Below are 24,780 nucleotides of genomic sequence, written 5' to 3'. Positions count from 1 at the left end.
GTGCTACGTTACCTGAATACGCGAATGTGTCAACAACCAGTCGCACATCGGGCCTCGAAATGCAGTGTTACAGGGCTCACCGAATCAACGAGGAGTCGTGAATCCAACCATGTCTGAGACACCCCAGCACCCCCACCAGCCCCTGCTCCATGACGAGCTGGTGGCACTGTCCGCGCCCACCCAGGTCTGGTCCTCCCCCGACGGAACGATGGGCAGCCGCCCCCTGCACGGCATCTACCACTCCGACACTCGCATCGTAGGCGCCCTCACGCTGCTCGTGGGCGGCCAGGTCCCCGAGAACATCTCGCACAGCGTGACGGATGCCGCCACGCTCAGCTTCGTCTCTCTGCTGCGCCACCTCGACGGCCGCGGCGCCGACCCCCGGGTGCTGCTCAACCGGGTGCGCCGGGTGCGGGACGGTCGGGTGACCGAGTCGATCGAGCTCACCAGCGCCATCACCGACCCAATCGAGACGACCGTGACGCTCGAGCTCACGCCCTCCTTCGACATCATCCACGACGTCAAGGGCGGCGTGCACACTCCCGACGTCGTGATCGCCTCCGTACTCGACGACGCCGGAGTGCACTACGCCTCCGGCGCGATCACGGCCTCGTTCACCTCCGCAGACGCCGACCTCGCCGTCAACGCTGACGGGCTGACCACCGCGAGCTGGACCGTCACGATCCCCGCCCACGGCAGCGTCAACGTGAGCTGGGAACTGGGCATCGTCGACCCGTCGGCCGTTGTTCGCGGCGCGAGCGGGGCATCCGATTGGGCCGGCGTCACGGCCACGGCCGACGACTCCCGCCTCGGCGCCTGGGTGGACACCGCCCTCAAGGACCTCGCCGGGCTCCGGATGGTCACCAGCGACCAGCCGGACGACGTGTTCCTCGCCGCCGGGGCTCCGTGGTTCTTCACCCTCTTCGGCCGGGACTCGATCTGGGCCGCCCGGATGCTGCTGCCGCTCGGCACCGGCCTCGCCGGGTCGACCCTGCGCGTGCTCGCCGCCCTGCAGGGCACCGATACGGTCGCCGCGACCGCCGAACAGCCCGGCAAGATCATGCACGAGCTGCGCCCGGGCACCCTCGACATGCCCGGCGAGGAGACCTCCCTGCCGCCGCTCTACTACGGCACTGTCGACGCGACCGCGCTGTGGATCAACCTGCTGCACGATGCCTGGAAGTGGGGCATGCCCGACGCCGAGGTCGAGGCGCTGCTGCCCAACCTGGAAACCGCGCTGGTCTGGATGCGCTCCTACGGCGACAGCGACGGGGACGGCTTCCTCGAATATGTCGACTCGACCGGGCACGGCCTGGCCAACCAGGGATGGAAGGACTCCGGCGATTCCATCCAGTGGCGGGACGGACGCCTCTCCGAAGGACCTATCGCGCTCTGCGAGGTTCAGGCCTACGCGTACGAGGCCGCCATCGGCGGCGCCGCCCTGCTCGACCACTTCGGCCGTTCCGGTGGCGCGGACTGGCGCGACTGGGCGGCCGCGCTGAAGACCCGGTTCAACGAGGCGTTCTGGATCGAATCCCCCGACGGCGCCTACCCCGCCGTCGCCCTCGACGCCCACAAACAGAAGGTCGACACGGTGACCAGCAACATCGGTCACCTGCTCGGCACCGGCATCCTCGACGAGGAAGGCTCGCGCCTCGTCGCGAAGCGCCTGGTCTCGCCCGAGCTGAGCTCCGGCTACGGCCTCCGCACCATGTCGACCGATTCCACCGGTTACTGGCCGTTGAGCTACCACGGTGGCTCGGTCTGGACCCACGACACCGCGATCGCGATCGCCGGGCTCGGCCGTGCCGGTTTCGGCGCCGAGGCAGCCGTCCTGATCGAGGGGCTACTGCGCACCGCGGAGGGCTTCGACTATCGGATGCCGGAACTCCACTCCGGGCACTCGACCGAGGAGACCACCACCCCGATCCCGTACCCCGCCGCCTGCCGCCCGCAGGCGTGGTCGGCGGCGTCCGCCGTCGCCGTCATCGGCACGATCCTCGGCCTCGCACCCGACGCGCAGGCCGATACGCTCCGGGTCTCCCCCCTCCCGATCGCCGGAGCGCTCGATGTGCGCGGCCTGGTCTTCGCTGGCCGCAGCTTTGAGCTCGCAACGGATGCCTCCGGCGCGGTGAGCCGCAATACGCTGCGTGAGGCGCCCTCCGCCGCCCGAGTCGGCAAGGATCAGTCGAGCTGAGGCGTGTCACCCATGTTGTGACCGGGCAACCTGACCGGCGCGCACCGGAACTCCGCCGGTGCGCGTGCACGCTAACGTATCCGTATGTCAGAGCGCGCACTCGCAGGGGCCACCTGGCCGAAGGGTTTCATCTGGGGATCGGCCACGGCCGCGGCACAGGTGGAAGGGGCCGCGCACGAAGGCGGCAAGGAAGACTCGATCTGGGACGCCTTCGCGCGGGTCAGTGGCGCCGTGCACGGCGGTGACAACCTTGAGATCGCCGACGATCATTACCACCGCATGCCCTCCGATGTGCGACTCATGCGCGAGCTCGGGCTGGACTCGTATCGTTTCTCCACCAGCTGGGCGCGCGTGCGTCCCGGCGACCGCGCCGTCAACCCTGACGGCCTCGATTTCTACTCGCGCCTGGTCGACGAGCTGCTCGAATCCGGCATCCTGCCCTGGCTCACCCTGTATCACTGGGACCTCCCGCAAACCCTCGAAGAGACCGGCGGCTGGGCCAACCGCGACACCGCGTTTCGTTTTCGCGACTACGCAGAGGATGTTTACGAGGCGCTCGGCGACCGGGTCACCCACTGGACAACCTTCAACGAACCCTTCTGCTCGTCGCTGCTCGGCTACGCGTCGGGCGTGCACGCGCCCGGCCGACAAGAACCGCGCGCCGCGGTCGCCGCCGTGCACCACCAGCACCTCGCGCATGGTCTCGCGGTCAACACCCTGCGCACCCTGGGCGCACAGAACCTCGGCATCACGCTCAACCTCACCAATGCCATCCCGCGTGACGCCGAAGACCCCGTGGACCTCGACGCGGCCCGACGGCTCGACTCCCTCGCCAACCGCATCTTCCTCGAGCCGCTACTGCTCGGCATTTACCCGGAAGACACCCTCGCGGACCTCGAACCCTACGGCCTGGGAGATATCATCCTGCCCGGAGACCTCGAGACCATCTCCGCTCCGATCGATTTTCTCGGCGTCAACCACTATCACGACGACCTCGTGAGCGGGCATCCCGACAGTGCGGTGGGCGACAGCCACTCCGGCGGTGCCGAGCGGCCGACGGGTTCACCCTGGGTCGGTTCGGAACACATCACCTTCCCGAGCCGCGACCTGCCTCGCACAGCCATGGACTGGGAGGTCAACCCCGACGGGCTGCGCGCCCTGCTCGTGCGCCTGGGCGCCGAATACCCGGCATTGCCGCCGCTCTACATCACCGAGAACGGCGCTGCCTACGATGACGTCGTCTCCGCCGATGGCACGGTGCACGACACCGAACGCACGGCGTTTATTCGGGACCATCTGGCATCCGTTGCCGAAGCCATCGAGCAGGGGGCCGACGTGCGCGGCTATTTCGTGTGGTCGCTGCTCGACAACTTTGAGTGGTCCTACGGATACGACAAGCGCTTCGGCATCGTGCGGGTCGACTACGACACCCTCGAACGCACGATCAAGGACAGCGGCCTGGCCTACGCCCGGCTGATCCAGGCGGCCCACTCCGCCTGACCGCCCCACCAGGCGCACAAAAGAGGGGGCCCGTCGCGGTGTGCGACGGGTCCCCTTCGGGTGATCGGGTTATTTCGTGGCGACGGTGATGGTGGCGATGCCGACGAGGAGCTGGTCGGCGACGGCGTCGGTGTTGAAGGTGGAGTTCAGCAGGCCGGCGGCTTCGGAGGAGATGTGAACGGTGGTGCCGGTGAGGATGGCGTTGTCGCCGTCCATCTGGAGGGGCTTGAGGGTTCCGCCGTAGAGGTTGAAGAGAAGAACCTGGGTGGCGGCGGATTCGCCGTTGACGCTCACGTCGCCGAAGAGCTCCGAGGTTCCCGGGTCGATGGTGAAGTTGGTCAGTTCGACAACCGTGTCGCCGGCGGTCAGCGAGAAGCCGGAGCCCTCGTGCTCCAGTGAGCCCTGGACGTAGGGACGAACGGTGCCGTTCGGGTCGTAGTAGTCAACGTTTCCGCCGGTGATGGGGAAGTGCAGGCTTCCGTCTTCGAGCGTCGCGGTGCCCACGGTGCCCGGGTTCAGGCCCAGGGTGCCAAGAGCGGCAGCGAAGTCAGCGTCGAGCAGAACCGCGGTGTCCACACCGGAGAGGCTGGGGATCGAAGCGAGGGGTGCTTCGGCGGTCGGGGCGCTGGACGAGCTCGAGCCGGAACCTGAACCGGACTCGGCGGCGGTTGTGGTTCCCGTCGAGCAGGCGGCGAGACCGGCAACGAGAATTCCAGCGGAAGCGAGGCTGATGAGGGTCTTGGAGAAAGTACGCATGACGGGGGTGTCCTTGTCTGAGTGGCTGTGATTGTTTGGGATGGTGATGAGCTCTGCATGGTGTTCGGACTCATCCCCGAAAAGGTTTGGAACAAGTTCGTTCCGTCGCCATTCCGCCACCAAACACAGCAAACACTCAGCCACAAACCCCGCAACCACGCGGAACGTCAGCTCAGGTGCGGCACAACCTCTGCAGCCAGGAGTTCCAGGTGCTCAAGGTCGGAGAGATCCATGATCTGTAAGTAGACGCACTCAACGCCGGACTCGGCGAGTGCACCCAGCCGATCCACGATCTCCGACGGCGTCCCCGCGAGACCGTGCTCGCGAAGTTCCGCGGGTTCGCGGCCCACGGCGGTGGCCCGACGAGCGAATTCGGCCTCGTTGGCACCCGCCACGGCAATCAAGGCCGCGGAGTACACGAGTTCCTGAGGGTCCCGGTCGATGGCTTCGCAGGCGGTGCGCACGCCGGCGAACTTGCCTGCGACGTCGGCGAAGTCGGGGAAGGGCAGGTTGAACTCGGTCGCGAAGCGCGCGGCAAGCGCGGGCGTGCGCTTTGCTCCCCCGCCTCCCACGATCACGGGGACGCGAGCCTGCGTGGGCTTGGGCAGCGCTGGCGAGTCCACGAGCGTGTAGTGCGCGCCCTCGAAGCTGTATCGCTCGCCGATCGGCGTGTTCCAGAGGCCGGTGATGACCTCGAGCTGCTCCTCGAGCATGCCGAAACGCTTGGCCGGAAAGGGAATTCCGTAAGCGAGGTGCTCCTGCTCGAACCAGCCGGTACCGAGCCCGAGTTCCACTCGACCGCCGGACATCTGGTCCACCTGGGCCACCTGGATCGCGAGAATTCCGGGCGGGCGATAGGTGACCGACGATACGAGGGTGCCCAAACGGATGCTCTCGGTTTCGCGGGCGAGGCCAGCCAGCGTCGTCCACGCATCCGTTGGTCCCGGCAGGCCGATCTCGCCAGCGTCACCCATCTTCATGTAGTGGTCGCTGCGGAAGAAGGCGTCGAAGCCGAGCCGTTCGCTCGCCTGCGCCACCGCGAGGATGTCGTCGTAGGTGGCACCCTGCTGGGGTTCGGTGAAAATGCGGAATCTCATGAGTCCTGTCTCTGTTCTGCGGCGGTCTCGATGAAGCTGGGGGCAGCGTCTGCAGGCGGGTCGGGCGCGGCCGGGACCTCCGGCACGAAGTCGACGTGGGGGCCGTATTCGGTGCCGGCCAGAAATTGCGCGTCGACGCGCGGGCCGAGCCGGGCCCGCATCACCGTCATCGAGTCGGGATTCTGGTCCACGAGCAGGAACTTGCGTCCGAGCGCAGCGGCAACAGCGCCCGTGGTGCCGCTGCCGGCGAAGAAGTCGAGCACCCAGTCGCCCTCTCGGCTCGACGCCTGGATGATGCGACGCAGAATACCGATCGGCTTCTGGGTGGGGTATCCCGTTTTCTCCTTGCCGGTGGGCGACACGATCGTGTGCCACCAGACATCCGTTGGCAGCTTGCCCTTGGCCACCTTTTCGGGCGTGACCAGGCCGGGAGCCATGTAGGGCTCGCGGTCCACCGACGTGGAGTCAAAGTAATAGGTGGCCGGGTTCTTCACGTAGACAAGGATCGTGTCGTGCTTGGTCGGCCAGCGGTTCTTCGACTTCGCGCCGTAGTCGTAGGCCCAGATGAGTTCGTTGAGGAAGCAGTCGCGGCCGAACAGCGCATCGAGCAGCACCTTGGCGTAGTGCGCCTCCCGGTAATCGAGGTGCAGATACAGCGTGCCGTCGTCGGCCAGCAGCCGCCAGGCCTCGATCAGGCGAGGTTCGAGAAAGGCCCAATAGTCCTCGAACTGGTCGTCGTAGCCGAGCAGGTCACCCTTGATGCGCTCGTAGCGCAGTCCCTTGAACCCCGTGATGGTTCCCTTGGCCTTGGTTCCCGCGCCCACCGCGGACCGCACGGATGTGGTCGTCTGGCGGGTCTGCGGTCGACCCGTGTTGAACGGCGGATCGAGGTAGATGAGCGTGAATGACTCATCGGGAAGGCTCGGAAGCACGTCGAGGTTGTCGGCGAGAATTACCCGACTGGCACTGGTCGGAGTCCACGCAATAGGCATCCTTCTATTCTGCCAGTCGGATTATGCTGTCGGGATGACTGACGACTTCGCACCCGTGACCGCGACGACGGCATCGACCCCACCCGAAGGGCACACCGAGGTGCGCCACGACGAAACGGTACGGCGCTACACGCTGTGGCTGGATGGACAGCCTGCGGGGTTGGCGGACTATGTGCTCAGCCCAACGACTGTGCGGTTCACCCACACCGAAATCGACCCGAAGTTTCGCCGCCGCGGCCTCGCCGGGGTCCTGATCGAGCACGCCCTGACCGACGTATGCACCAACACGCGGCTTCGAGTGATTCCACAATGCCCCTACGTGGCGACGTGGATCGACGATCACGCCGAGTACCAGGAGCTGCTCAGCCGCGGCCTCTAGGAGCGAGAAGCACCGCAATGGCGCTGGCCGCGGCGCACGCCGTCATCGGCCATCGGGCGATCCACGTCAATGCGAATGCGGCCGTCGTAGATACCCAGGTCACCGTCGCCGGCAGCCGGTGCCGGCGCGGGCAGCACCGTCTGGCGCTCCATCTCCACGGCCGCTTCATACCGGCTCGGGGCGAAGACCTCGTCGCCGATTCCGAGCACGCTGGACCCGCTTCCGCGCCGCTCGTTCTTGTTCGACAGGTCGACCCAGCCCAACCGGCTCGCGACAAGACCGAGCAGCACAATGCCCGCCATGCCGAGAAGGATCCACCAGTTCATCGGCCCAGTTTACCGTGAACCGCAGGTTCGCCCCGCGGATACTCCGGCCCGGGCCCCCGAACCGGCCGCTGTTCGGGCCAGGCCGTACCGATCAGGGAACGCGGGTGAGCCATTCCTCGGTGCCGAATTTGGTGCGCACGAGTTCTGCGGCCTTGGCATATTCCTCGTCGGTAATATCCCCGACTGAGGCGCCATACAGGCCGGTGAACGTGCTCTTCATGCGGTCAATGATGTCGCTGCGACTGAGCCCGGTCTGGCTGCGCAGCGGGTCGACGCGTTTGGCCGCGCTCGTGATGCCCTTGTCGCTGAGCTTCTCCCGGCCGATGCGCAAGACCTGCACCATCTTCTCGCCGTCCATGTCGTAGCTCATGGTGACGTGATGCAGCACCGCGCCGCTGCCGAGCCGCTTCTGCGCGGCCCCGCCGATCTTGCCCTTGGGACTCGTGATGTCATTGAGGGGCTGGTAGGAGGCGTCGATTCCGAGCGATTTGAGGGCCGTGATGACCCATTCGTCGAGGAAGGCATAGGAATCGGCGAAGGTCATCCCGTGCACGAGGTCGGCCGGAGCGTAGATGGAATACGTGATGACCGAACCGGCCTCCATGAACATGGCGCCGCCGCCACTGATGCGCCGCACGACCGTGAACCCGAACTTGGCGGCATTCTCCGGGTCAACCTCGTTTCGGAGCGACTGAAAGCTACCGATGACAACGGCTGGCTCATTCCATTCCCAGATGCGCAGGGTGGGCTGGCGCCTGCCCTCGCCGACCTCGATCGCGAGCACCTCATCGAGCGCCAACTGCAGGACCGGAGAAACAGCCTTGCCGTGGATGACCTGCCAGTCGTAATCACGCCAGCTGCTGGCCTGCACGAGTGAGCGCCGAATGGTAACGGCAACGGCCTCAGGGGTGAACCCCAGCAGAACCGCATTCTCCGGCAACGCCGCCCGCACCGCCGCGGCGATGGCTTTGGCGTCGCTGTCTGCGGCCATCCCGGAGACGGCCGCGTTGATGCTGTCGAGAGCGTCGTCCGGTTCGAGGAAGAAATCACCCGCCAAGCGAAAATTGGTGATCGTGTTGTCCACGACGTCGAGATCAACCACGACAAGTTTGCCGCCAGGAACTTTATATTCACCGTGCATAGCGCCAGCCTAATCCTCCGGGGTGGGCGCGCCGGTCGCCCCCGGCTGGGAGCCGGGGACCCGGGCGGCGAGCCAGGCCACGAGGTCGGCGAAAACCTCCACGCGGTTCGTCTCGTGGAAGACCTCGTGCCTGGCGCCGTCGTACACGATGAGGTGCAGGTCACGCAGCCCGGATCGTTCCGCATAGGCCTTCAGCAGTTTGAGCGCGCTTCGTTCACCGCCCACCGTGTCGTCACTGCCCACGAGCATGAGAATGGGCAGGTCAGCGCGTAGATTTCGCGCCGGCCGACCATAGAGTCGTGCGGCTTCGCGCAGCCCGAACAGCCGCGCCAACGGGGTGCTCGTGGTGATCGGATCGGCCACGAAGGCCTCCGCCACGGCCGGGTCCCGGCTCAGCCATTCCGCCCCTGTCGTACCGAGTTTCTTATGCCGGCGATTGAGGTCGCCACCATCGAGGTAGCCCGGCATGCGGTAGGCCGTGCCGCTCAGCACGATGGCGGCGTACTCGTCGGCATGATCGTTCACGATCGCCTGCGCCATGAACGAACCCCAACTGTGCCCGAGCAGCACCAACGGCAGCTCCGGGTGCGCCGAGCGGATGATCCCGCTCAGTTGATGCACATCGCGCACGGCCGCCCGCAGCCCGCCCGCCCCGAGCCGACCGAGCTTGCTCCGGTCGCCGTGGTGCTGGGTGAGACCGGTCTGTCCGTGACCCAGGTGGTCATCGGCATAGACGGCATAGCCGGCGGCGTTGAGGGCCTCCGCGAGTTCGCGGTGGCGAAGCGCATGCTCTCCCACCCCGTGCACGATCTGCGCGATGCCGACGGGTTGGTCGACGGGCCAGACGTAGTAGGTAACGACCAGACCCGATTCATCCGTGTATGTAGGCACGGGACCATACTGACACCCCGGCGCGACGGCGAACCCGCGTCAGGCGCTTTTCTTCTCGACGAGGGAATAATTAGCACGGCTAATTAGCTGGAGCAATGAGACATGCTAATAAAATCCACGCCACACGCCTCCGCGGATCCCGCGGGCCACCAGAGCACCATCGCCGAGCTGAGTCACGACTTTCGCTTGGCAAACGGCCGATTGGCCCGCCGCTTGCGTCAGGAAAAGGCCGCTAACGAACTCAGCGCCAGCCAATTCTCCGCGCTCGGCGCCCTGTTCGTGGAGGGCTCGCTCACGCTGAGCGCGTTGAGCGACCGGGAACACGTGACCCCGCCGTCGATGAGCCGCACCGTCAACGCGCTCGTCAAAGCCGGCCTCGTGCACCGCGCAGTGTCGTCGAATGACGCACGCAAGGTGGAACTGACCGCGACGGAGGCCGGGCTCACGCTCATGCGCGAGACGCGCAGGCGCAGAGATGCCTGGCTCGCCCAGCGGGTGATCACCTTGAGTGACGAGCAACGACAGATCTTGGCCGAGGCGACGGTGATCATGAGGGGGCTCGCGGACAGTTGAGTGCCATGTTCCGCTCGCTGAGCGTTGTCAATTATCGGATCTGGCTTGCCGGCGCTCTCGTGTCGAATATCGGCACCTGGATGCAGCGCACCGCTCAGGACTGGATCGTGCTGACCCAGCTGACCGACTACAACGCCACGGCCGTGGGCATCACCATGGCCCTGCAGCTCGGCCCGCAGCTCGTTCTGATGCCGTGGTCAGGGCTCATCGCCGACCGGTTCGACCGGCGCAGACTGCTCATCCTCACCCAGGCCCTCATGGGCCTGCTCGCCCTCGGTCTGGGCATTCTCACCGTGACCGGCACGGGGCAACTCTGGCACGTGTACCTGTTCGCGCTTGGCCTCGGCGTCGTCGCGGCCATTGACGCGCCGGCCCGGCAAACCTTCGTCTCGGAACTCGTTTCCGAAGACAACCTTTCCAACGCCGTCGCGCTCAACTCGGCGTCCTTTCACGGGGCACGCCTCATCGGCCCCGCTGCGGCGGGCCTGCTCACGGTCGCCATCGGCGCGGGGTGGGTGTTCATGATCAACGCGCTGACGTTCGCCGCGACCGTCCTCGCCATGTTTCTGCTGCGCACCGCCCAACTGCGCGCGTCTCCCAAGGCCGCTCGTAAGCGTGGCCAGCTGCTGGCCGGGTTCCGCTACGTTCGGGGTCGTCCCGACATCATCGTCGTCCTGATCGTGGTCTTCCTGATCGGCACCTTCGGCCTCAACTTCGCCATTTTCACGTCCACCATGGCCACGCTCGAATTCGGCATGGGGGCCACCGAGTTCGGCATCCTGAGCTCCATCATGGCCGTGGGCGCCGTCATCGGCGCGCTCCTCTCCGCGCGTCGCAGTCGCGCTCGCCTGCGCCTCATCGTTGGCGGCGCCGCTCTCTTCGGGGTCGCCTGCGCCGTCTCCGCGCTCATGCCCACGTATGCCAGCTTCGCCGTGTCGCTGATCTTTGTGGGGTTGTCATCGATCACGCTCATGACCACGGCAAACGCGTACGTGCAGACCTCAACGCGACCGGAGATGCGCGGCAGGGTGATGGCACTGTACATGGCCATTTTCGTGGGGGGCACCCCGCTCGGAGCACCTCTCGTGGGGTGGGTGACCGACACGTTCGGTCCGCGCTGGGCGCTCGGCGTCGCCGCGGCATCCGGTCTGCTCGCCGCCGCAACGCTGCTGTTCTGGATGATCAGGTACCGCGACCTGCGGGTTCACGTGCGCCTCCGCACGTCACCACGGGTGCGCGTGCGTCACTCCGGCGACGGGCTGAACCTCGAGCCGGACAACGACACCGATGCCGGCCCCGGGCTCGAATCCGACCGTGACACCGCCACGCGCGAGATCGCGATCGTGGAGGCCACGGCCCCACGCTGATCAGCAGCGCGTGAACGCACCCTGGTTGCTGCCCGGCGAGGACCCTCTGCATCTCGACATCACCCACCAGCGTCCACGGGGCATCCGCCCGCCCGATACACGGCAGGCGGATGCCGCCAGGAGCGTTACCGAACGCCGCCCATGAGCTTGAGGACCGGGCGAGCAATCAGGGCGAGGAGCAGCCCGAGCACGATGGCGACGCCGCCGAGCACACCGAAGTACACGGTCTCGGGCACGGTGGCGTACCACTGGGCGAGCAGCCCGGACACGGCGGAACCGAGCGCGACGGACAAGAAGAACAACGCCACCATCTGGGTCTTGAAGACGCTCGGTGCGAGCTTGGTGGCCACCGACAACCCCACCGGTGACAGGAGCAGCTCGGCGATCGTGAACACGAAGAGGATACCCACGAGCGCGAGCAGCGGCGTCGAGTTGTCGCCACCACCCACGAAGGGCAGGAACAGCAGGAACGCGACGCCCATGACACCGGTGCCAATGGCGAACTTGAGGGGTGTCGATGGCTGCTTCGTACCCCAGCGGGTCCAGAGCGCGGCAAAAACGCCCGACAGCAGGATGATGAAGACCGGGTTGATCGACTGCACCCACGCCACCGGCATCTGCCAGCCGAAGAGACCACGGTCGAGTCGGTCCACGGCATAGAGCGTGACGACCGTGAACTGCTGCTGGTAGAGCGACCAGAACGCAGCGCTGGCGATGAAAAGCGGAATGAACGCGAAGACACGGTTGCGCTCGATACCGGTGATCTGACGGTTGCTGAGAATCAACACGAAGTAGGTGATGGTGGCCACGATGGTGAGGCCGATCACGATCGTGACCAGATTGCTCGCGGTGATGACGCCGGTCATCACGAGCAGCACGATCACGGCGAGCGTCGCAAGGGCGAGCGCCCCATAGGCGGCAAAGCGAGCCCGTGGCAGCGGATTGTGCACGACGCGCGCGGAATCGGGAAGACGCGTGCGACCGAGGGAGTACTGCACGAGACCGATCGCCATACCGACAGCAGCCAGGCCGAAGCCGAAGTGGAAGCCGAGGGTGGTCTGGAGGAGTCCGGTGAGGATGGGCCCCATCAGCGCGCCCAGGTTGATGCCCAGGTAGAACAGTGAGAACCCGGCGTCGCGGCGGGGGTCATCGGCCGAATAGAGCGTTCCGACGACCGAGGTGGCGTTGGCCTTGAGGCCACCGCTGCCGACGGCCACGAGAATCAGGCCGGTAGCGAGCCCCGCGATGCCGGGGATGAACGCGAGCGCGATATGTCCGATCATGATCACGATCGCACTGTAGAAGAGCACCCGTTCGCTGCCGAGCAGGCGATCGGCGATCCAGGCACCGAGGATGGTGGACAGGTACACGCCACCACCGTAGGCGCCCACGATCCCGGCGGCTGTCGCCTGCGGGATCCCGAGGCCGCCCTCGGCCACGGTGTAGAACAGGTACAACAGCAGGATGCCCTGCATGCCATAGAAAGAGAATCGTTCCCACATTTCGACGCCGAAGATGTTGGCGAGGGAACGAGGCTGTCCGAAGAATCCGCGATCTTCATCGGAGCTGACGGTCGTTGCTGCGGATTCAGCTTCATTGGTGATGTTGCTCATTTAGCTGACCTTACCGCGCGCCCCCTGCTTGGAAGCTGACGATGGCCGCGCGGGGCCACCACCAGTGCACGGCAAGTGCTCGGCCCGCTGCGCTAGCCTGAGCGAGAGCCGCGAAATGCGGCCCCGGACGAGGGATCAGTACCCGGTACGCGACAAGACTGGCCAAGGGAGTCATTGTCATGTCCTGGATCATCCTCATCGTGTCCGGAGTCCTCGAAGCCGTCTGGGCCACGGCCCTGGGCAAATCCGACGGCCTCACCAAGTTGTGGCCCTCGGTGGTCTTCGGAGGTGCGCTCCTGCTCAGCATGGGCGGCCTGGCCTTTGCCATGCGAGACATTTCAACCGGCACGGCATATGCCGTCTGGGTTGGAATCGGGGCCGCACTCACCGTGGCTTACGCGATGGTCTTCGGCGCTGAGCCGACATCGCTCATCAAGATCCTGCTTCTCCTCGGGCTCGTGGCGTGCATCGTCGGTCTCAAACTCGTCGACGGCAGCCACTAGCCCCGGTTCCGTGGTCCGGGCACGCACAGGGCGCAGGTCCGAGGTGTGCCCTCGATCCTGTGCCCTGTGCTCTGTGCTCTAGATATCGCTGGCGGTTTCGAACATCGACAGCTGGGGGGCGACGGCCAGCAACGAACCGAGTTCGGTTGCACCATCGCCGGCTCGCCACTCACGGTAGGCCGCGTCGGCTTCGACCGACTCCCACCGCTCCATCAGAATCACGTGTGCCGGGTCTACCGAGTCGACGAGGACGTCGACACCCAGGCATCCGGCGAACGCTCGGGTCCCGGCGAGGATGTCGCGCAGCATGGCCGGCGCGCCGGTGAGCGCTTCCGGCTTCAGGCGCAGGTCGAGAAGAACTGTCAGTGCCATAGGCGCTCCAATTGTGCTGAGGGGACGAAACTCGCGCGGCGTGGTGCCTAGAAGTTGAGGATCTGGTAACCGTCGACGACGAGGTTGCGGATGCTCGCTTCGCCCTTGTTGTCGGTGAGCAGCGGCCATCCGCCTGTCTTGATCGGTTCGGTGACCGAGTGAGACGTGACGCAGAAACCGCAGGCACCCAGGATATTGTCCTGGAGCGCGACGGCGAGGGGGTTCATCTTGTGCCCGGGGTCCGAGATCGCGGCCAAGGACTCGACGCCCGATCCGTCAAAGACGATGACGACGTCATCGCCGGCCTGCTTGAACTCGAGGGCGGTCTTGAGCCCACGGTACACGCGTGAGGTGTCGGAGCCGATGGGCTCGTAGATAACGACGGCAATCTTGGATTCAGACATAACTACATACCTCCTAGGTAGACCGATCTGGCCATTGCCAACTATACCGATCTGTCTGGTAAAGTCAAAACATGGAATCCACGATCGTTGCCCCGGTGGCAAGCGCCAAGGAGCGCCTGCTTGCGTCCGCGAGTCGCCTGTTCCGCGAACGCGGTATCAACGCAACGGGAATCGACCTCGTCGTCCGTGAGGCGGGTGTCGCGAAGGCCAGCCTGTACAACAACTTCGCCAGCAAAGAGGCGCTCGTGGTGGCCTACCTGGAACAGGAACTGGACGGCTGGGTCCGGAGGGTTCGCGCCCTGGACGATCCGTCCTCCCCACGGCGCGACCGGGTGGCGGCCCTGTTCGAGGAAATTGTGCAGGCGGTCGAATCGCGAACCTTCTACGGTTGCCCGTTCACCAACGCGGTGATCGAGCTGCCGGAATGCGCGGCGGTGCGCTTGGTCGCGGAACGATACCGAGCGACGGTTCGCACGCACCTGGCCGACATTACCGCGACGGATGCCGCCTCCACGGCGGTGTCCCGTCTGGTCTTGCTCTACGACGCGGCCATCACCGCAGCGAAGGTGGGTCGCGACGCCGGCCTAATTCGCGAGGCGAGCACCATGGCACAGGAACTCGTTCCCGACACGGAGTCAGGAGAAGGCTCGCCCGTCGCGGCTGAACCCGGGGCACCGGGGCGCGGTCTAGTCTCGGGGGAGACCGTCTACCGAACGCCAGGGGCACAATGACTCATTCCACACAGGCCTTCCGCGTTGCGATCGCGCACCCGATCAGAACGCCGACCGGTGCGGAAAACCTCGTCGACCACGACGTTCCCGGGAGGCTCCTCGCGAGCATCGCGGCCACGGGACTCGACGGGGTGAGGGTGCTTGCGGTATCCGGGGCGGGCGCCGCATGAAGGCGACGATCGCGCTGGTTCTCGCCACACTCATGTGGGCCGGAAACTACGTCGTGGGCAGCATCGCGGTGCAGACCATGGCGCCGGTGGAACTCACCTGGATCCGCTGGCTGCTGGCCTGCGTGCCACTGCTGGCCCTCGCCCACGTTGTGGAAAAGCCCAACTGGCGAAAGGTGCTGCGTCACTGGCCGCGCCTCCTCTTGCTCGCAGGCCTCGGCGTGGGCGGCTACAACATGCTGCTCTATACGGCCCTGCAATACACGACCCCACAGTCCGCCTCACTCATCAACGCGGCGAACCCGGCCGTGATGGTCGTGCTCGCCGCGCTTCTGCTGCGGGAACGCATCGGCTGGCGCGGAATCGCGGGGCTGATACTCGGCCTCTGCGGAGTCGTGCTGATCATCACGAACGGCGCCCTCGCATCCGTTTTCACTCGCTCAACCAACGCGGGCGACCTGCTCATGGTCGGTGCCGTCGTGGTGTGGAGCCTCTACACGATCGTGGGCCGGGGGCTCCCGGTTCCGCCGATCACGGCCACCGCGGTGCAGGGCACCCTCGTGGCGGTGTTGCTCGCACCCGTCGCCCTGCTCAGCGGGGCAAGCTGGCCAGCGGATGCCCGGATCGGCTGGGCCGTGATCTTCATCGCAATCTTCCCCTCGATCGGCTCCTACGTACTGTGGAACTCGGCGCTGAAGAGCATCCCGCCGGGGCGGGCGGGGTTGTTTCTCAACCTGATCACCGTTTTCACTGTGATCATCGCGGTGATACTCGGCGCGCAGCTGACCGCCCCGCAACTCATCGGAGGCGTCATCGTCTTCGCCGGAGTGGCCCTGAGCACGCTGCGGCTGGCGCCCGCGAACGAGCCGCTGCCGCGGAAGCGGGAACGCATGCTGCGGTAGCCGGGGGTTGCGGAACTCGGGCGGCGAGGGAACGCAGCCGGCGCCTCTACGCTTGACCGATGAGCCTCCTTCCGCTGCGTGTCAGCCTGCCCGAGTCCGACCTGCGCGAGGCGCTCGGACCCATCGACGGGGTGGAGTTCGTCGACTGGCCGATGGAAGGGCCTGCCCCCGTGCCCAATATCGACCTCGTGGTGACGCCATACATGGGAGCCTCGAACCGCGTCGCGCACCTCGCGGGCGTCGAGACCCGGCTCGTGCAGAGCCAGTCAATCGGCTACGACGGAATCGACCGCCTGCTTCCGGCCGGCCACGTGTTCGCGAATGCGGCGACCGTGCACGAGACGTCGACGGCCGAGCTCACCCTCGCGCTCATCCTCGCGTCCCAGCGCGGAATCCCCGATTTCGTGCGCGCCGCAGAGCAGGGCGAGTGGGCGCCCGCACACCACCCGAGTCTCGCCGATCGCACGGTTCTGCTTGTGGGTTACGGCGGAGTCGGCGCGGCGATCGAGGCCCGACTGCTCGCCTTCGAGACCACGGTTGTGCGAGTTGCGCGCACGGCCCGCAGCGATGCGCGCGGCGAGATCTATGCCATGGACGCCCTCCCCACGCTGCTGCCACACGCCGACATCATCGTGATCGGCGTGCCGCTGAGCGAGTCCACCACCCGCCTCGTCGACGACGCTTTCCTCTCGCTCATGCGCGACGGCGCCCTGCTCGTGAACATTGCGCGCGGCCAGGTCGCCGATACCGACGCCCTGCTGGCGCACGCGAGCAGCGGACGCCTGCGCCTCGCGCTCGACGTGACGGATCCGGAGCCGCTGCCCCACGGGCATCCGCTCTTTGCACTGCCCAACGTGCTCGTGTCGCCTCATGTCGGCGGTGCGTCAAGCGCCATGCGCCCGCGCATGGCTCGACTCATTCGCGAGCAGATCGAGCGGATGGCGCGTGGTGACGCCCCCGTGAACGTTGTGTTGCGCAGTTAGAGCCCGACCGGGAGCGCACGGGGTCGACGTCGGTCAGTCCGCCCGGCGGGGCTCGCGCGGCTCAGCCCGGCGCTCGGCCAGGTGCTCGCCAAAGAAGGCCTCGATCCGTTGCCAAGCGTCGGCAGCGGCCTCGGGGTCGGGCCCCGCGCCCAGGATGCGCTTGAACGCCGGGCGCAGCAGCCTCGGTCCCGTGTCGGCATCGTTCAGAAAGCTGTGACCGGCGCCGGGATACTCCTTCACATCGTGCGCGACCCCCTGCCGGGTGAGCGTGGCGCCGAGCGTCACCGCCGCTCCCGGCAGGGACCGGTCGGCCGCGCCGTAGCTTCCCACGATCGGACACGCTCCGAGCAGGTGCTCGTGCAGCTCGGCCGGTAGCCGGCCATAGTTCACGGATGCCGCGTCGAAGCCTCGCGTGGCCGTCGCGAGGGCGAACCCACCACCCATACAGAAGCCGAGCACCCCGACTCGACCGGTGCAGTCCGGTCGACCGGCCAGAAACTCGCGGGCCGACTCGATGTCGACGAAGGCGCGGCCGGTTCCGGCCGACAGTGCCCGAAACGTGGCGATGAGGCACTTGCGCGCGCCGCCCTCCGTGAAGAGATCGGGCATGAGTGCGAGGTACCCGGCCGCGGCCATGCGGGTCGCCTGGCGACGCATGACGTCGGTGAGCCCAAAGGCCTCGTGCACGAGCACGACGCCGGGCCAGGGGCCGGGTCCGGCCGGCACCGCCAGCACCGCCTTGAGTCCCGCGCTCCCTCCCGGCCTACCGGGCAGCTGAAGGTTGATGAGCTGGGGTGCGTTGAAAGCAGTCATGATCTCTCCCGGGGTTGCCTGAAACCCTAGCGGCCACACCAGTGACTTTGGTGTAGTCTGTGGTCAGACCACACGAGATTTGAAGGAGATGCAGGTGACGAAACCATCGGGCTCCGCTGCGAGCAACGCCGCACCCCGCGCCTGGGAGGTCGTGCTACAGAGCATCGAACTCGACCTTCTGTCCGGCCGACTCGGCCCAGGAGACCGCCTCGCCCCCGAGCGAGCCCTGGCCTCCGCTCTCGGTGTTGGCCGATCGAGCGTGCGCGAGGCCGTGCGGGTGCTCGAAGTACTCGGCCTGATTCGCACGAACGTGGGTTCGGGGCCGTCGGCCGGCGCCATCATCGTGGCGCTCCCCGGCGGCGGCATGTCGGCGCTCATGCGCCTGCAGGTTGCCGCGCAGGGCTTTCCCGTGGCCGATGTCGTGAAGATGCGACTCATTCTCGAGGGCTCGGTGGCGACCGAACTCGCTCACGCCGCACGGCAGCAGGCGCCCGATCTCACCGAGTCGGAGCTGCTACTTGACGCCATGGATCAGCCGGAGCTCACCGAAGCCGAATTCCTCGCCCTCGACGCCCAGTTTCACCTCTCCCTCGCCGAAGCCGCCGGCAACCAGGTGGTCACCGCCACCATGGCCGGGCTGCGCAGTGCGATCGAAAGCTACGCGCGAGCGGGTATCGCCGGCCTCACCAGCTGGGCGACGACATCCGCCCGCCTGGGGCGTGAGCACCGCCACATTCTGGCCGCCGTTCGTGCCGGCGATGCGGATGCCGCCCGCCTCGCCGTTGAATCCCACATTTCCGGTTACTACGCCGAAACGCACCTGACCGCACCCCCACTCCACACCGACCATTTCCCGCTCACCTCCTAGCCCAGGAACGGAACTCTTGCCATGGTTCAACGACGCATCCCCAAGATCAAAGACCTCGCCCCGCTGATGAGATTCAAGACGCCGGAGCTCGACGCGAGGAAGCGCCGCCTCGACGCCGCGCTGACCATCTACGACCTGCGCGACATTGCCAAACGGCGCACGCCCACGGCCGCGTTCGACTACACCGACGGCGCCGCCGAGGCTGAGCTCTCGCTGGGCCGGGCGCGCCAGGCCTTCGAGGACATCGAGTTCAAGCCGTCGATCCTGCGCGACGTCTCGACTGTCTCGACCGGCTGGGACGTGCTCGGTGCGTCGGTGGCCCAGCCATTCGGCATCGCCCCGACCGGCTTCACCCGGATGATGCAGACCGAGGGCGAGATCGCGGGTGCCCGCGCGGCGGCCAGGGCCGGCATCCCGTTCTCGCTGTCGACGATGGGGACGACCTCGATCGAGGACGTCAAAGCCGCCAGCCCCCAGGGACGCAACTGGTTCCAGCTGTACATGTGGAAGGACCGCGACCGCTCGATAGCCCTCGTCGATCGCGCCGCGAAGGCCGGGTACGACACCCTGCTCGTGACCGTCGACGTGCCCGTGGCCGGCGCCCGACTGCGCGACAAGCGCAACGGTTTCTCGATTCCGCCGGCACTCACGCTCGGCACGGTCGCCAATGCGCTGCCCCGCCCGGAGTGGTGGATCAACTTCCTCACGACCGAGCCGCTCTCCTTCGCGAGCCTCGACCGCTCGAGCGGCACCGTCGCCGAGCTGATCGACTCCATGTTCGACCCCAGCGTGACCTTCGAGGACCTCGCCTGGATCAAGGCGCAGTGGCCGGGCAAGATTGTCGTCAAGGGCGTGCAGACCCTCGAAGACGCCAAGCGCCTCGTGGACCTCGGCGTCGACGGCATCACGCTGTCCAACCACGGCGGCCGCCAGCTCGACCGGGCACCGATCCCGTTCCACCTGCTGCCGCAGGTCGCGCGCGAGGTGGGCGCGCACACGGAGGTGCACCTCGACACGGGCATCATGTCGGGAGCTGACATCGTGGCATCCGTTGCCCTCGGCGCCCGCTTCACGATGATCGGTCGCGCGTACCTCTACGGACTCATGGCCGGCGGCGAGGCCGGGGTCGACCGCACGATTCAGATCCTCTCCGAACAGATCAGTCGCACCATGCGCCTGCTCGGCGTGAACGCGCTCGAAGAGCTGAACCCCACACACGTCACCCAGCTCGCGCGGCTCACGCCGATCGCGGCGAACGCCGTGGCCGCCGCAGAGGCCGCGCCCGCCCGCACGTCACCGGCCCGGAAGCCGGCCGTGCGCGCCTGACCCCGCCGTCGTCGCCCGATCGGACAAGTGTGGCTGGTGCGCCCTGAGCGTCAGGCCCACCTGTCCGATTCGGGCACCGCTGTCCCGCCAGGTCGGCCGGAACCCTGGCGGAGGTGCTCCCGGAAAGCAGTGAGGGTGAGCGCGTCGTCCTCCCACGCGCCTCCCTCGTGCCCGTTGTACGGCCACACCGTGATCTGCTTGGGTCCCGCATAGTTGTTGTACGCCGCGAACACCGTGGACGGCGGGCAGATCGGGTCCATGAGCGCCGCGGTCATGGTCATCGGCGCCCGCGCGCGCTTGGCGAAGTTGACGCCGTCAAAGTACGAGAGCGTGTCGTGCGCCCGGGCCGTGTTCAGGCGATTCGTGGAGAGGTAGATGCCGAGTTCCCGATACGGGTGCGCGTCGGTGATCACCGACGCCCGGGGAAAATCGCACAGAAAAGGCACCCGCGCCACAACCGCCGCCAGATCGGGAACGAGCCCGGCCGCGGCCAGCGCAAGGCCACCACCCTGGCTTACGCCCATCACACCCACGCGCGCCGCATCCACGACGTCGAGGCTTCGGGCGGCCTCGACCGCACGCACGGCATCCGTGTACAGCCGACGGAAGTAGTAGGTTTCCTTCGAGTCGACGCCGCGGGTCAGAAACCCCGGAGCCTGCGGTCCACTGCCGGCCTCGTCGGGGGTGTCGCTCGTGCTGCCACCCCAACCCTGCCCGCGCAGGTCCATCTCAAAGTGCGCGAAGCCGGCGGATGCCCACAGCAGGTTCTCGTAACTCTGCCCCCGGCCGCGACCGTAGCCGTGAAACTGCACGATGGTCGGCAGCGGCTCGGTCGCTCCGGCGGGCACCCGCAGCCACGCCTTGATCGGCTGCCCGGCAAACCCCGCGAACGTCACGTCGAACACGTCAAGGGTCGCGAGGCCGGTGTCGACGGGAATGACGGTCACATTGAGGTCATGAGTGGCGGCGTCGGTGAGCGTTTCGGCCCAGAAAGCGTCGAAGTCGGCGGGGTCGACCTGTTCGCTGACGTAGCGGCGGAGGTCAGCTTCGGGCAGGTCGGTGTACATGGCAGTAGCCTACGGGTCCCGGCGACGCCCAGGAACGCGGCGCGAAAATGTCCGAGGTTAGGTGCGGGCAACGCCGCTAGTCTCGGAGATATTCGCGCTTTGCGGCGGCGGATGCGGTGTGTCGCGAGAGAGTCCGAGGCTACGCTCGGCCGCACGTGCGGCGCTACCTGGCGCGAAGCTCCGCGAGGACGGCGGCGACCTGCTCGACGGCCCAGTCCACGTCGTCGGCGGAGACCACGAGCGGCGGGGCGAGTCGAATGGTGGACCCGTGCGTGTCCTTGGCCAGCACACCGCGCGCGAGGAGCGCCTCGCAGACCTCGCGGCCCGGAGCGAGGTCGGGGTCAATATCGATTCCGGCCCAGAGTCCAGCACCGCGCACCTCGACAACGCCCTGTCCCACGAGGGCGGTGAGCCCGGCGTGCAGCCGCTGGCCGAGGGAGCGGGCGCGCTCCTGGTATTCGCCGGTGGCCAGCATCTTCACGACCGCGAGCCCCACGGCGGCCGCGAGGGGGTTTCCGCCGAATGTGGAGCCGTGCTCGCCGGGCTGGAGCACCCCGAGCACGTCGACGTTGCCGACGACGGCGGAGACGGGAACAATTCCGCCGCCGAGTGCTTTGCCGAGCAGGTAGAGGTCGGGCACGACGCCCACGAGGTCGCAGGCGAATGTCGCTCCGGTGCGGCCGAGGCCGGACTGGATCTCGTCCGCGATGAACAGCACGTTGTGCCGCGTCGTGATCTCGCGCACGCTCGGCAGGTACTCCGCCGGCGGCACGACAATGCCGGCCTCCCCCTGGATCGGCTCAATCAGCACGGCAACCGTGTTCTCGTCGATGGCCGCTTCGAGGGCGGCGGCATCGCCGAAGGGCACGATTCGGAACCCCGGGGTGAACGGGCCGAAGCCGCTGCGCGCCGACTCATCGTCGGAGAAGCTCACGATCGTCGTGGTGCGACCATGGAAGTTGCCGGTCGCCACAATGATGTTGGCCTGGTCGGCAGCGACGCCCTTGACCCGGTAGCCCCACGCCCTGGCCACCTTGATGGCGGACTCGACCGCCTCGACGCCCGTGTTCATGGGCAGCACCATGTCTTTGCCACACAGCTCGGCCAGCGCGGTGACAAAGGGACCGAGCTGGTCGTTGTAGAACGCACGGCTCGTGAGGGTGATGCGACCGAGCTGTGCTCGGGCGGCATCGAGCAGCACCGGGTTTGAGTGACCGAAGTTCACGGCGGAGTAGGCCGCGAGGCAGTCCAGGTAGCGGCGACCGTTGACGTCGGTCACCCACGCACCATCGCCCGAGGAGACGACGACCTCGAGCGGGTGATAGTTGTGCGCAGCGTGCTCCGCCTCGAGGGCAATCGGAGCGAGGGATGCATCGTCGGCGGCGTCGATCGGAACCATCCCGGCGTTGGCCGGCGTGACTGCGTTCGGGGGCGTCAGAGTCGTCATGGGGTCCTCACTCGTCGTCGTTCGGTTGGGTTAGCGGCGCAGCTCGAGCGTGCAGCACTTGACGCCGCCGCCACCGAGCAGCAGCTCGGAGAGGTCGACACCGATCGGGTTGTAGCCGCGGGCGCGCAGCTGGCGCTCGAAGTCCTTCGCCCGGGCGGCGATGACCACGTTGTAGCCGTCGGAGTAGGAGTTGAGGCCGAGAATGGCGGCGTCCTCCTCCGTCACGATGACGGCATCCGGGTAGCGCTCGCGCAGAATGGCGAGACTGGGCTCGTCGAACGCGCTCGGAAGGTAGGCGATGTTCGTGTCGTCGAGCACGGCAATGGCGGTGTCGAGGTGGTAAAAGTTCGGGTTCACGAGGTTGAGCGTGATGACCGGGCGTGCGGCAATGGACGCGACTTCTGCGTGGCTGTTCGAGTCGCTGCGAAATCCGGTTCCGGCCAGAATCACATCGCCCACGAGCAGGAAGTCGCCCTCGCCCTCGTTCGTCTCGATGGGGACGCGAACGTCGAAGCCGTTGGCGCCGAACCAGTCCATGTATGCGGGGCCTTCCGGCTGGCGTTGCACGTGGGTGAACTTGGCGCCGTAGGCGTGGTTGTCAATCACAAAGCCGCCGTTGGCCGCGTAGACCATGTCAGGCAGTCCGTCGATCGGGTCGATGAGGTGCACGTCGAAGCCGAGGCTCACGTAGGTGTCGTAGAGCGTCTGCCACTGCGCAACGGCGAGCGCGGTGTTGGTGGGCAGCGCGGGGTCCATCCACGGGTTGATGCGGTAGACCACGGTGAAGAATTCCGGCTTGCACATGAGCACGGTGCGCTTGACCGGTGTGCGAACGGGGATCTCTGAAACGGTGGTGGTGTCGGTGTTGATGGTCATGGCGTGATCTGACTCCTCTATACGAACCGCGCGGCAAGCCCGCGGAGCGTGTCATGAATGGCGGACCAGGTCGCTCACGAGAGCCCGGCGCAATCAAAACGGATCACGCGCGGGACGCCATTACCAGTGTCACACAGCTTGAATCGACCGTGCGCGCTAAAACGCGCACGAAATCAGCGCGAATCCCCGCTCTCACGCAATAATTCCTTGATTGCATCTACACTGGCGTAATGGACAATCTCGATCGCAGCATTCTTGACCTGCTCCGTCAGAACGCGCGGGCGGGATATGGCGATATCGGCTCGGTTGTCGGTCTGTCAGCATCCGCTGTGAAGCGTCGGGTTGATCGTCTCGTCGCGGACCGGGTGATTCGGGGCTTCACGATCCAGGTGGACCCGGCCGTCGACGGCATGGGCACCGAGGCCTATGTGGAGCTGTTCTGTCGCGGCACCGTGGCGCCCGAAGATCTGCTGCGCATTCTCTCCGGCGTGCCGGAAGTTGTTGACGCGGGTACGATCACGGGAAGCGCCGACGCAATGGTACACATTCGCGCGCGCGATATTCCGGCGCTCGAGATCGCCCTGGAAAAGGTGCGGCTCGCCCCGAATGTGGACCACACTCGCAGCGCCATTGTGCTGTCCCGCCTCATCCACCGCGCCGCGGACTAACCGCGGCCTACTGCCGGGCTGCGACGGGTTTCTGCCGCACCGGCGAGATGAGGCGCATGAGGATGACACCCGCGATCGATCCGGCGCAGAGGATGCCGGCGAGCACCACGATCTGAAACCGTCCGGCCTCAAGCGGTGACGCCCCGCCGAAGATGGCGCCCACGAACGCGCCGGGCAGCGTGACAAGTCCCGTCGTCTTGGTCTGGTCGGTCGACGGGATCATGGCGAAGTACACCGCTCGGCCGGCGAGGTCCCGCGCGGCCTGCCGCGGCGTCGCCCCGAGCGCGAGCCAGCCCTCCACCTCGTCCCAGTGGTCGCCCACAGACTCCCGGAACCGACGGCCCGTGAGCGTCGCGATCGACATGGCATTACCAATGACAATGCCGCCGATCGCGAGCACATAGCGTGGCGAGAAGTCGATTGCCCCCGCGGCGAACACAACGCCGAGCGTCACTCCCACTCCGAGCCCCATCGCTGCGGCGACCGAGAGCAGGTGCTGCGCGCTCATTCCGATCCGCTGCGTCACCGTGGCGACGGCCGCCGCGAACATCACGAAGAGTCCAACACCCACCCACACCGGGTTGTTGATGATTCCGCTGAGGACGAGACTGATCGCCGCCAGCTGCAACGCACCGCGCAGCAGGGCCCGCGGCGGGGCAAACGGATGCCGTGTGCGATATCCGCGCAGCACCAGCCACACGATGGCCATCAGTATGACCACGCTGAGAAGGGTCGGTAATAGCCCGACGAGCTGCTCGGAGAGGCCGCTCGCAAGGATCATAGGCTGACTCTACCGAGAAGGCTCGGCCTCATCGGTCACA

The 24,780-nt window shown here is 66.8% G+C and carries 27 protein-coding genes and 1 riboswitch; of the genes, 13 read left to right on the top strand and 14 right to left on the bottom strand.

All coding sequences use genetic code 11. The annotated features are described in order from the left end of the window. Positions 1-109: 109 nt before the first annotated feature. Positions 110-2,197, top strand: coding sequence for a glycogen debranching N-terminal domain-containing protein (locus tag EDD25_RS10055; protein ID WP_134173155.1), 2,088 nt, complete (start codon positions 110-112; stop codon positions 2,195-2,197). Between the two features lie 84 nt (positions 2,198-2,281). Next, entirely contained in the window at positions 2,282-3,697 is a 1,416-nt protein-coding gene (locus tag EDD25_RS10050) for a GH1 family beta-glucosidase (protein ID WP_134173154.1), read from the top strand. Between the two features lie 69 nt (positions 3,698-3,766). Here EDD25_RS10050 and EDD25_RS10045 read toward each other — a convergent pair whose 3' ends face one another. From EDD25_RS10045 to EDD25_RS10035, 3 genes are all read right to left on the bottom strand, one after another. Beyond that, complete coding sequence (locus EDD25_RS10045) at positions 3,767-4,453, bottom strand: hypothetical protein (protein ID WP_134173153.1); 687 nt, start codon at positions 4,451-4,453, stop codon at positions 3,767-3,769. 167 nt (positions 4,454-4,620) lie between these two features. Beyond that, positions 4,621-5,550, bottom strand: coding sequence for an LLM class F420-dependent oxidoreductase (locus EDD25_RS10040; RefSeq protein ID WP_134173152.1), 930 nt, complete (start codon positions 5,548-5,550; stop codon positions 4,621-4,623). Further along, the gene (locus tag EDD25_RS10035; RefSeq protein ID WP_134173151.1) at positions 5,547-6,542 is read right to left on the bottom strand and encodes a DNA-methyltransferase; all 996 of its coding nucleotides are present in this window, start codon (positions 6,540-6,542) and stop codon (positions 5,547-5,549) included. Before EDD25_RS10035 ends, EDD25_RS10040 begins: the two co-directional genes overlap by 4 nt. Positions 6,543-6,576: 34 nt before the next feature. On the opposite strand from EDD25_RS10035, the gene EDD25_RS10030 reads away from it, so the two are divergent. Continuing rightward, on the top strand, positions 6,577-6,921 hold the full coding sequence (locus tag EDD25_RS10030; RefSeq protein ID WP_134173150.1) for a GNAT family N-acetyltransferase: 345 nt from the start codon (positions 6,577-6,579) through the stop codon (positions 6,919-6,921). Here EDD25_RS10030 and EDD25_RS10025 read toward each other — a convergent pair. The 3 genes from EDD25_RS10025 to EDD25_RS10015 form a co-directional block, all read right to left on the bottom strand. After that, a complete protein-coding gene (locus EDD25_RS10025; RefSeq protein ID WP_134173149.1) occupies positions 6,918-7,247 on the bottom strand; it encodes a hypothetical protein in 330 nt (109 codons plus the stop codon). The two genes, EDD25_RS10030 and EDD25_RS10025, sit on opposite strands and share 4 nt — an antisense overlap. A gap of 91 nt (positions 7,248-7,338) precedes the next feature. Further along, on the bottom strand, positions 7,339-8,388 hold the full coding sequence (gene lplAB / locus EDD25_RS10020) for a lipoate-protein ligase LplAB (RefSeq protein WP_134173148.1): 1,050 nt from the start codon (positions 8,386-8,388) through the stop codon (positions 7,339-7,341). 9 nt (positions 8,389-8,397) lie between these two features. Beyond that, positions 8,398-9,279, bottom strand: a complete 882-nt coding sequence (locus EDD25_RS10015; RefSeq protein ID WP_134173147.1) for an alpha/beta fold hydrolase — start codon at positions 9,277-9,279, stop codon at positions 8,398-8,400. A gap of 102 nt (positions 9,280-9,381) precedes the next feature. Here EDD25_RS10015 and EDD25_RS10010 point away from each other — a divergent pair, with 102 nt between their 5' ends. Both EDD25_RS10010 and EDD25_RS10005 read left to right on the top strand, forming a co-directional pair. Continuing rightward, positions 9,382-9,852: a MarR family winged helix-turn-helix transcriptional regulator gene (locus tag EDD25_RS10010; RefSeq protein WP_134173146.1), complete on the top strand. Its 471-nt coding sequence runs from the start codon at positions 9,382-9,384 to the stop codon at positions 9,850-9,852. Between the two features lie 5 nt (positions 9,853-9,857). Beyond that, on the top strand, positions 9,858-11,219 hold the full coding sequence (locus EDD25_RS10005) for an MFS transporter (RefSeq protein WP_134173145.1): 1,362 nt from the start codon (positions 9,858-9,860) through the stop codon (positions 11,217-11,219). Between the two features lie 125 nt (positions 11,220-11,344). Here EDD25_RS10005 and EDD25_RS10000 read toward each other — a convergent pair whose 3' ends face one another. After that, positions 11,345-12,832, bottom strand: coding sequence for a peptide MFS transporter (locus EDD25_RS10000; RefSeq protein ID WP_134173144.1), 1,488 nt, complete (start codon positions 12,830-12,832; stop codon positions 11,345-11,347). Between the two features lie 102 nt (positions 12,833-12,934). Next, a riboswitch (guanidine-III (ykkC-III) riboswitch) is annotated at positions 12,935-12,999 on the top strand. A gap of 12 nt (positions 13,000-13,011) precedes the next feature. On the opposite strand from EDD25_RS10000, the gene EDD25_RS09995 reads away from it, so the two are divergent. Beyond that, positions 13,012-13,335 (top strand): DMT family transporter, encoded by a 324-nt coding sequence (locus EDD25_RS09995; RefSeq protein WP_134173143.1) that lies wholly within the window; start codon positions 13,012-13,014, stop codon positions 13,333-13,335. Positions 13,336-13,413: 78 nt separating this feature from the next. On the opposite strand, the gene EDD25_RS09990 is transcribed toward EDD25_RS09995, so the two are convergent. Further along, positions 13,414-13,707, bottom strand: a complete 294-nt coding sequence (locus EDD25_RS09990; RefSeq protein ID WP_134173142.1) for a putative quinol monooxygenase — start codon at positions 13,705-13,707, stop codon at positions 13,414-13,416. A gap of 47 nt (positions 13,708-13,754) precedes the next feature. Then, on the bottom strand, positions 13,755-14,111 hold the full coding sequence (locus tag EDD25_RS09985; protein ID WP_134173141.1) for a sulfur reduction protein DsrE: 357 nt from the start codon (positions 14,109-14,111) through the stop codon (positions 13,755-13,757). A gap of 71 nt (positions 14,112-14,182) precedes the next feature. Here EDD25_RS09985 and EDD25_RS09980 point away from each other — a divergent pair, with 71 nt between their 5' ends. The 4 genes from EDD25_RS09980 to EDD25_RS09970 are packed head-to-tail and all read left to right on the top strand — an operon-like array spanning position 14,183 to position 16,894. Then, positions 14,183-14,842, top strand: coding sequence for a TetR/AcrR family transcriptional regulator (locus EDD25_RS09980; RefSeq protein ID WP_134173140.1), 660 nt, complete (start codon positions 14,183-14,185; stop codon positions 14,840-14,842). Beyond that, positions 14,839-15,012, top strand: a complete 174-nt coding sequence (locus EDD25_RS17525) for a hypothetical protein (protein ID WP_166671258.1) — start codon at positions 14,839-14,841, stop codon at positions 15,010-15,012. Before EDD25_RS09980 ends, EDD25_RS17525 begins: the two co-directional genes overlap by 4 nt. Then, a complete protein-coding gene (locus tag EDD25_RS09975; RefSeq protein WP_134173139.1) occupies positions 15,009-15,911 on the top strand; it encodes a DMT family transporter in 903 nt (300 codons plus the stop codon). The genes EDD25_RS17525 and EDD25_RS09975 overlap by 4 nt, the downstream gene beginning before the upstream one ends. A gap of 59 nt (positions 15,912-15,970) precedes the next feature. After that, positions 15,971-16,894, top strand: coding sequence for a 2-hydroxyacid dehydrogenase (locus tag EDD25_RS09970; protein WP_134173138.1), 924 nt, complete (start codon positions 15,971-15,973; stop codon positions 16,892-16,894). Positions 16,895-16,927: 33 nt separating this feature from the next. Here EDD25_RS09970 and EDD25_RS09965 read toward each other — a convergent pair whose 3' ends face one another. Then, positions 16,928-17,707, bottom strand: a complete 780-nt coding sequence (locus EDD25_RS09965; protein ID WP_134173137.1) for a dienelactone hydrolase family protein — start codon at positions 17,705-17,707, stop codon at positions 16,928-16,930. 94 nt (positions 17,708-17,801) lie between these two features. Between EDD25_RS09965 and EDD25_RS09960 the strand changes: the two genes are divergently transcribed. Next, complete coding sequence (locus EDD25_RS09960) at positions 17,802-18,575, top strand: FadR/GntR family transcriptional regulator (protein WP_241986452.1); 774 nt, start codon at positions 17,802-17,804, stop codon at positions 18,573-18,575. Positions 18,576-18,596: 21 nt separating this feature from the next. Beyond that, positions 18,597-19,901 (top strand): alpha-hydroxy acid oxidase, encoded by a 1,305-nt coding sequence (locus EDD25_RS09955; RefSeq protein WP_134173135.1) that lies wholly within the window; start codon positions 18,597-18,599, stop codon positions 19,899-19,901. A gap of 50 nt (positions 19,902-19,951) precedes the next feature. Here the strand turns inward: EDD25_RS09955 and EDD25_RS09950 are convergent, their stop codons facing one another. The 3 genes from EDD25_RS09950 to ddaH form a co-directional block, all read right to left on the bottom strand. Further along, entirely contained in the window at positions 19,952-20,968 is a 1,017-nt protein-coding gene (locus tag EDD25_RS09950; protein WP_134173134.1) for an acetylxylan esterase, read from the bottom strand. Positions 20,969-21,131: 163 nt separating this feature from the next. Then, positions 21,132-22,367, bottom strand: coding sequence for an ornithine--oxo-acid transaminase (gene rocD / locus EDD25_RS09945; RefSeq protein WP_134175346.1), 1,236 nt, complete (start codon positions 22,365-22,367; stop codon positions 21,132-21,134). A 78-nt stretch (positions 22,368-22,445) separates the two neighbouring features. Beyond that, positions 22,446-23,291 carry a dimethylargininase gene (ddaH, locus tag EDD25_RS09940; protein ID WP_134173133.1) on the bottom strand — a complete coding sequence of 282 codons (846 nt, stop codon included), beginning with the start codon at positions 23,289-23,291 and terminating at the stop codon, positions 22,446-22,448. A gap of 230 nt (positions 23,292-23,521) precedes the next feature. Between ddaH and EDD25_RS09935 the strand changes: the two genes are divergently transcribed. Next, positions 23,522-23,959, top strand: a complete 438-nt coding sequence (locus tag EDD25_RS09935; protein WP_134173132.1) for an Lrp/AsnC family transcriptional regulator — start codon at positions 23,522-23,524, stop codon at positions 23,957-23,959. Positions 23,960-23,966: 7 nt separating this feature from the next. On the opposite strand, the gene EDD25_RS09930 is transcribed toward EDD25_RS09935, so the two are convergent. Then, positions 23,967-24,740, bottom strand: a complete 774-nt coding sequence (locus EDD25_RS09930) for an ABC transporter permease (RefSeq protein WP_134173131.1) — start codon at positions 24,738-24,740, stop codon at positions 23,967-23,969. Between the last annotated feature and the right edge of the window lie 40 nt (positions 24,741-24,780).

Source organism: Cryobacterium psychrophilum, assembly GCF_004365915.1.
Taxonomy (GTDB): Bacteria; Actinomycetota; Actinomycetes; order Actinomycetales; family Microbacteriaceae; genus Cryobacterium; species Cryobacterium psychrophilum.
Note: the sequence above shows the minus strand (reverse complement) of the source record. Positions and strands in the feature narration are given on the sequence as shown.

What these genes read in the sequence shown, in the direction of transcription:
- EDD25_RS10055 (WP_134173155.1), top strand. Translation starts at nt 110, where the DNA reads ATGTCTGAGACACCCCAGCACCCCCACCAGCCCCTGCTCCATGACGAG.
- EDD25_RS10050 (WP_134173154.1), top strand. Translation starts at nt 2,282, where the DNA reads ATGTCAGAGCGCGCACTCGCAGGGGCCACCTGGCCGAAGGGTTTCATC.
- EDD25_RS10045 (WP_134173153.1), bottom strand. Translation starts at nt 4,453, where the DNA reads ATGCGTACTTTCTCCAAGACCCTCATCAGCCTCGCTTCCGCTGGAATT.
- EDD25_RS10040 (WP_134173152.1), bottom strand. Translation starts at nt 5,550, where the DNA reads ATGAGATTCCGCATTTTCACCGAACCCCAGCAGGGTGCCACCTACGAC.
- EDD25_RS10035 (WP_134173151.1), bottom strand. Translation starts at nt 6,542, where the DNA reads ATGCCTATTGCGTGGACTCCGACCAGTGCCAGTCGGGTAATTCTCGCC.
- EDD25_RS10030 (WP_134173150.1), top strand. Translation starts at nt 6,577, where the DNA reads ATGACTGACGACTTCGCACCCGTGACCGCGACGACGGCATCGACCCCA.
- EDD25_RS10025 (WP_134173149.1), bottom strand. Translation starts at nt 7,247, where the DNA reads ATGAACTGGTGGATCCTTCTCGGCATGGCGGGCATTGTGCTGCTCGGT.
- lplAB (WP_134173148.1), bottom strand. Translation starts at nt 8,388, where the DNA reads ATGCACGGTGAATATAAAGTTCCTGGCGGCAAACTTGTCGTGGTTGAT.
- EDD25_RS10010 (WP_134173146.1), top strand. Translation starts at nt 9,382, where the DNA reads ATGCTAATAAAATCCACGCCACACGCCTCCGCGGATCCCGCGGGCCAC.
- EDD25_RS10005 (WP_134173145.1), top strand. Translation starts at nt 9,858, where the DNA reads ATGTTCCGCTCGCTGAGCGTTGTCAATTATCGGATCTGGCTTGCCGGC.
- EDD25_RS10000 (WP_134173144.1), bottom strand. Translation starts at nt 12,832, where the DNA reads ATGAGCAACATCACCAATGAAGCTGAATCCGCAGCAACGACCGTCAGC.
- EDD25_RS09995 (WP_134173143.1), top strand. Translation starts at nt 13,012, where the DNA reads ATGTCCTGGATCATCCTCATCGTGTCCGGAGTCCTCGAAGCCGTCTGG.
- EDD25_RS09990 (WP_134173142.1), bottom strand. Translation starts at nt 13,707, where the DNA reads ATGGCACTGACAGTTCTTCTCGACCTGCGCCTGAAGCCGGAAGCGCTC.
- EDD25_RS09985 (WP_134173141.1), bottom strand. Translation starts at nt 14,111, where the DNA reads ATGTCTGAATCCAAGATTGCCGTCGTTATCTACGAGCCCATCGGCTCC.
- EDD25_RS09980 (WP_134173140.1), top strand. Translation starts at nt 14,183, where the DNA reads ATGGAATCCACGATCGTTGCCCCGGTGGCAAGCGCCAAGGAGCGCCTG.
- EDD25_RS17525 (WP_166671258.1), top strand. Translation starts at nt 14,839, where the DNA reads ATGACTCATTCCACACAGGCCTTCCGCGTTGCGATCGCGCACCCGATC.
- EDD25_RS09975 (WP_134173139.1), top strand. Translation starts at nt 15,009, where the DNA reads ATGAAGGCGACGATCGCGCTGGTTCTCGCCACACTCATGTGGGCCGGA.
- EDD25_RS09970 (WP_134173138.1), top strand. Translation starts at nt 15,971, where the DNA reads ATGAGCCTCCTTCCGCTGCGTGTCAGCCTGCCCGAGTCCGACCTGCGC.
- EDD25_RS09965 (WP_134173137.1), bottom strand. Translation starts at nt 17,707, where the DNA reads ATGACTGCTTTCAACGCACCCCAGCTCATCAACCTTCAGCTGCCCGGT.
- EDD25_RS09955 (WP_134173135.1), top strand. Translation starts at nt 18,597, where the DNA reads ATGGTTCAACGACGCATCCCCAAGATCAAAGACCTCGCCCCGCTGATG.
- EDD25_RS09950 (WP_134173134.1), bottom strand. Translation starts at nt 20,968, where the DNA reads ATGTACACCGACCTGCCCGAAGCTGACCTCCGCCGCTACGTCAGCGAA.
- rocD (WP_134175346.1), bottom strand. Translation starts at nt 22,367, where the DNA reads ATGGTTCCGATCGACGCCGCCGACGATGCATCCCTCGCTCCGATTGCC.
- ddaH (WP_134173133.1), bottom strand. Translation starts at nt 23,291, where the DNA reads ATGACCATCAACACCGACACCACCACCGTTTCAGAGATCCCCGTTCGC.
- EDD25_RS09935 (WP_134173132.1), top strand. Translation starts at nt 23,522, where the DNA reads ATGGACAATCTCGATCGCAGCATTCTTGACCTGCTCCGTCAGAACGCG.
- EDD25_RS09930 (WP_134173131.1), bottom strand. Translation starts at nt 24,740, where the DNA reads ATGATCCTTGCGAGCGGCCTCTCCGAGCAGCTCGTCGGGCTATTACCG.